Source organism: Delftia sp. ZNC0008 (assembly GCF_000799035.1).
GTDB classification, from domain to species: Bacteria; Pseudomonadota; Gammaproteobacteria; order Burkholderiales; family Burkholderiaceae_C; genus Comamonas; species Comamonas tsuruhatensis.
This window is the reverse complement of sequence record NZ_JTKZ01000865.1, coordinates 1-4,727: the sequence shown is the minus strand read 5'-3', so window position 1 is coordinate 4,727 and position 4,727 is coordinate 1. Positions and strand designations below refer to the sequence as shown.

The 4,727-nt window shown below is 70.9% G+C and carries 4 protein-coding genes; 1 reads left to right on the top strand and 3 read right to left on the bottom strand.

Translation table 11 applies throughout. The features are described from left to right. On the top strand, positions 1-1,020 hold a 1,020-nt coding region (locus L995_RS27900), incomplete at its 5' end, for a branched-chain amino acid ABC transporter substrate-binding protein (RefSeq protein ID WP_047474609.1). 27 nt (positions 1,021-1,047) lie between these two features. Here the strand turns inward: L995_RS27900 and mltB are convergent. The 3 genes from mltB to L995_RS27885 all read right to left on the bottom strand — a co-directional run. Next, positions 1,048-2,244 (bottom strand): lytic murein transglycosylase B, encoded by a 1,197-nt coding sequence (mltB, locus tag L995_RS27895; RefSeq protein ID WP_047474611.1) that lies wholly within the window; start codon positions 2,242-2,244, stop codon positions 1,048-1,050. Beyond that, a complete protein-coding gene (locus tag L995_RS27890; protein ID WP_047474607.1) occupies positions 2,241-4,391 on the bottom strand; it encodes a transglutaminase family protein in 2,151 nt (716 codons plus the stop codon). The genes mltB and L995_RS27890 overlap by 4 nt, the downstream gene beginning before the upstream one ends. Then, a partial coding sequence (locus L995_RS27885; RefSeq protein WP_047474605.1) for a DUF58 domain-containing protein occupies positions 4,388-4,727 on the bottom strand: 340 nt, incomplete at its 5' end. The genes L995_RS27890 and L995_RS27885, both read right to left, overlap by 4 nt.

The window sequence follows — 4,727 nt, the reverse complement described above, 5'->3', positions numbered from 1 at the left end:
AAGGGCCAGAACGAGGAGGCGCTGTCTGCGCTGCGCGCAGCCATCGACGGCGGCGCGCGCGTGGTCATGCAGGGCAATTCATCGGCCGTGGCCGCCGTGCTGGTCGACGCCATTGCCAAGCACAACGAGCGCGATCCGGCCCGGCGCGTGCTGTACCTGAACTACTCGGCCGTCGATCCCGCGCTCACCAACGAGCGCTGCAGCTTCTGGCACTTTCGCTTCGACGCCCATGCCGACATGCGCATGGCCGCGCTGATGCAGGTGCTGCGCGAGGACGCGGCCGTGCGCAGCGCCTACCTGATCGGGCAGGACTACAGCTTTGGCCAGGCCGTGCTGCGCGAGGCACGGCGCCAGCTGGCCGCGCAGCGGCCCGATGTGGCCATCGTGGGCGACGAGCTGCACCCCGTGGGCCGCGTCAAGGACTTTGCGCCCTATGCCGCCAAGATCAAGGCCAGCGGCGCCCAGGCCGTGATCACGGGCAACTGGGGCAACGATCTGATGCTGCTGGTCAAGGCCGCGCGGGAGGCGGGTTTTGACGGCCGCTTCTACACCTTCTACGGCAATGCGCTGGGCGCGCCCGCTGCCCTGGGCGAGGCCGGCGTGGGCAAGGTGCTGGCCGTGGCCGACTGGCTGCCCAACGTGCCGGGGCCCGACAGCCAGGCCTTCTACAAGGCATTCCGCGAGCGCTTTCCCAGGCCAGCCGATGACTATGTGCACATGCGCATGCAGCTGATGATGGAGGCCCTGGCCCAGTCCATGGCGCGCGCGGGCAGCACGGAAACCGTTGCCGTGGCGCAGGCGCTGGAAAGCGCGGACGTGACCCTGGCCGGACGCAGGGGCCGCATGCGCGCGGCCGACCACCAGTTCCAGCAGGCGCTGGTGGTCGGCGTCATGGACAGGCAGGGGGCGCCCGGCGTGCCCTTCGATGTGGAAGGCTCGGGCTACGGCTTCCGCGTGGTGCGAGAGATCGAGGCCGCGCGTGCCGAGCAGCCTGCGATGTGCCGCATGCGCCGGCCCTGACCACCTCGACGGTTTGGATGGCCTGGATCAGCGGCCCATGGCTGCCGCGACTTCCTGGCCCAGCTCGATCACGGACAGCGCGTAGTAGCTGGACCAGTTGTAGCGCGTGATGGCATAGAAGTTCTCCGTGCCCGCGATGTACAGCGGCTGGCCCTGCGCGCCGTTTTCCAGCTTGACCAGGGCCAGCGGCCCAGGGTGCGCGGCGCCGTCGCCTGGCAACTGCACGCCGCGTGCGGCCATCTCGTCGGCCGTGAACTGGGGAAGGATGTCGGGCGCCAGCAGGGCGGCCAGGTCGGCGCCCTGGGCCTGCATGATCACCGGGTAGTGGGTGGGCATGCCGCTTTTCCAGCCATGCGCGACAAAGTAGTTGGCCACCGAGCCGATGGCATCGGCCGCGCTGCCGAACAGGTCGATGCGGTCGTCGCCGTCAAAGTCCACGGCCCACTTCACCCAGCTGCTGGGCATGAACTGGCCCATGCCCATGGCGCCTGCGTAGCTGCCGCGCAGCGAGAACGGGTCCGTGCCCGCACGGTGGGTGAAGCGCAGGAACTGCTCCAGCTCGCTACGGAAGTACTCGGTGCGCGCCGCAGCGCGCGGGTGGGCGGCAGGGAAGTCGAAGCTCAGCGTGGCCAGGGCGTCCATCACGCGGAAGTTGCCCATCTGCTGGCCGTAGATGGTCTCCACGCCGATGATGCCGACGATGATTTCGGCCGGCACGCCGTACTGCTTTTCGGCACGCGCCAGCGCAGCGGCATTGGCCTGCCAAAAGCGTGTTCCGGCGCGTATGCGCACGGGCTCGACAAAGCGGCTGCGGTAGACGCCCCAGTTCTTGGCCGTGCCCTGGACGGCCGGCGTCATCAGGCGCGGCACCTGGGGCAGAAAGCGGGCCTGGGCGATGGTCTCGCGCACCCAGTCCACCGGCAGGTCGTGGCGCATCGCAATGTCGGCGGCCATCTGCATGGCTTCAGGCCGTTCGCCGTAGGGCGTGCTGCCCTGCACGGTCCTGGCCACGGCGGCGCCGCCAGCGGCCGTAGCGGCGGCAGCAGCGGCCGTGCGCTTTTTCGTGGACGGTTTGGCCGTGGACTTGGTCGTGGTTTTAGCCGAGGTTTTGGCCGTGGCTTGGGCGGCAGGGCTGGCTGCCGGCTTGCCGGCCAGCGCGCTGCAGGGCACGGCCGCGGCCGCGAGCAGCAGCAGGGCGCAGGGGATCAGTCGTTGCTTGGTCATGGTGTGCTTGTCGTGGGACCGGCAGCGGCGGCTTGTGGCCGTGGCTGCGGATTGCGTGGCCAGTCCAGCGCCCGCCATTGGCGTCGCAGGGCGGGCAGGCCGGGGGTGTCGGGTGCGGATGAGGATGGGGATGGCCGTGCGTAGCGCTGGCGCTCCATGCCCAGGAGCCAGTCGTGAAGGGCCTGGGCCGCCTTGGCATCGTCCCGGCCCCAGCGGTCCATGACCTGGGCTGCCAGCGCACGTGGGGGCAGGCTGGCGTCGGCGTCCAGGCCGATGCGCCGCAGCCGGGCGCGGGTCCTGTCCATGAGGCGCAGCCATTCGTCGCGGCTGGTGCGCTGGGCGCGGGCCATCCAGGCCAGCCACGCCAGCGCAGCCACGCCGGCCAGCGCGCCCAGCAGGCGCAGCATGTCCACCCACGAGGGCGATTGCATGCCCAGGTTCTTGAGCAGGTCCAGCTGGCGGCTTTGCGTGTAGTTCAGCACCCACTGGTTCCAGCCGTTGTTGACGGCCTCCCACACAGCGCGCATCTGCTGCAGCATGCCCACGCCCACGAAGTTGCCCATGGCTCCGGCGATGGCGCCCTGCGGTGCGCGCAGGCGCTGGAACTCGCCCACGCGCGACGGGGCCACGGCGCCAGTGGGGTCGATGCGCACCCAGCCCTCATCCTCCAGCCACACCTCGGTCCAGGCATGGGCGTCGGCGTTGCGCACGGTCCAGTAGCCGTCGACCGGGTTGCGCTCGCCACCCTGGTAGCCGGTGACGATGCGGGCAGGCACGCCCATGCCGCGCATCAGCACGGCGAAGGCCGAGGCGATGTGCTCGCAGAATCCCTCTTTGCTGTCGAACCAGAAGTCATCGGCCGTGTGCACGCTGTCCACCACGCCGGGCGCCAGCGTGTAGGTGTAGCCGCCCTTGCGCAGGCGCGCCAGCGCGGCCTGCACCCAGGCGCGGGGCGTGGCATCGGCCAGTTGCGGGTCGGCACGCATCTGCCGGGCCAGCTCCAGCGTGCGCGGGTTGCTGCCTTCGGGCAGCTGGGTGTAGCGGCGCAGGCCGCGCGTGGGCTTGAGCGGGCCGTAGCTGAACTGCACATGGCTTTGGGCGCTGATGCGCACCACGTCGGTGATGGGGCGCCAGGTCAGCCATTGCAGCTGGGGCGTCATGCGGGCGGTGCCCATGCCCGGGGGCAGTTCGGGGGGCTGGGGCGTGGCGTCAAGCATGGTCAGCCAGGGGCGGCGGCTGGGCTCTATGGTCATCTGGTAGCGCACGCCTTCGCCCGAGACGCGCAGCTGGGCGCTGTCCAGCCCGGCCTCCGTGTCCATCTGCCATTCCTGGCCGTCGAAGCGCGACAGCACGGGGCCTCGGAAGTACAGGGTGTTGGCCGGTGGCGGGGCGCCGTCGGGCGTGTCGAAGCGCAGGCGCAGTGCGATGTTCTCGTCCAGCACCAGCGAGGCCATGGAGCCCACGCGCATGTTCTCCGACAGGCCGCTGCGGCCGGCCAGGTCGTTGCCCGGCACGCCCCACAGCGGGGCCATGCGCGGAAAGAACAGGAACAGCGCCACCATCACCGGCGTGCCCCACAGCGCCAGCAGGGCTGCCGTGCGCAGCGCCTGGGTCAGCGGCGGCCGGCCGGCGGTCATGTGGGCATTGACCAGGGCCGTGAGCAGGCCCAGCAGGCCCAGCACCATGGCCAGGGCCAGCAGCAGGGACTGCGAGTAGAAGAAGTTGGCCAGCAGCGCGAAGAAGCCCAGGAAGAACACCACCATGGCGTCGCGCCGGGCGCGCAGCTCCAGTGTCTTGAGCGCCAGCAGCAGCACGATCAGGGTCACACCCGCATCGCGCCCGACAAAGGTGCCGTGCGAGACCCAGGTGGCGCCCAGGGCCAGCAGCAGCAGTCCGCCCAGCAGCCAGCGGCCGGGCAGGGGCTGGCCGCGCCAGGCCAGCAGGGCGCGCCACAGCAGCAGGCCGGCCACGAAGACCATGGTCCACCAGGGCGTGTGGGCGGCCTGGGGCATCAGCACCCAGGCCACCACGGCCAGCAGGAACAGGGTGTCGCGCGCATCGCGGGGCAGGGCGGCCAGGCGCTGGCGCCAAGTGGCCGCAGGCTGCGCAATGGCTTGGAAGGAGGAGGGCATGGACGTGCGATTCATGGGCAGGCCGCCAGGGCTTCCAGGCAGAGCGTGGCATGGGCCGGGCCCTGGTCGGGGGCGATCTCGCGGCCGTCGGGCAGGCGCAGGCCCCAGGTCAGGTCCTGCTGGCGCGCGGCCAGCACCCAGGCGGTCAGGCGGCTGAGGCGGGCCTCGGGGTCGGCCAGGCCGGTGGCCTTGGCATCCAGCCACAGGCGGTGCTGCTGGGACAGCGGGCGGTCGCGGCTCACCAGCTGGTTGCTGCCCGTGGCAAAGGCCTGTGCAGCCTTTTTCCAGACCACCAGCTTGAGCGGATCGCCGCGACGGTAGGCCCGCACACCGTCGAACTCGTCGACGCGG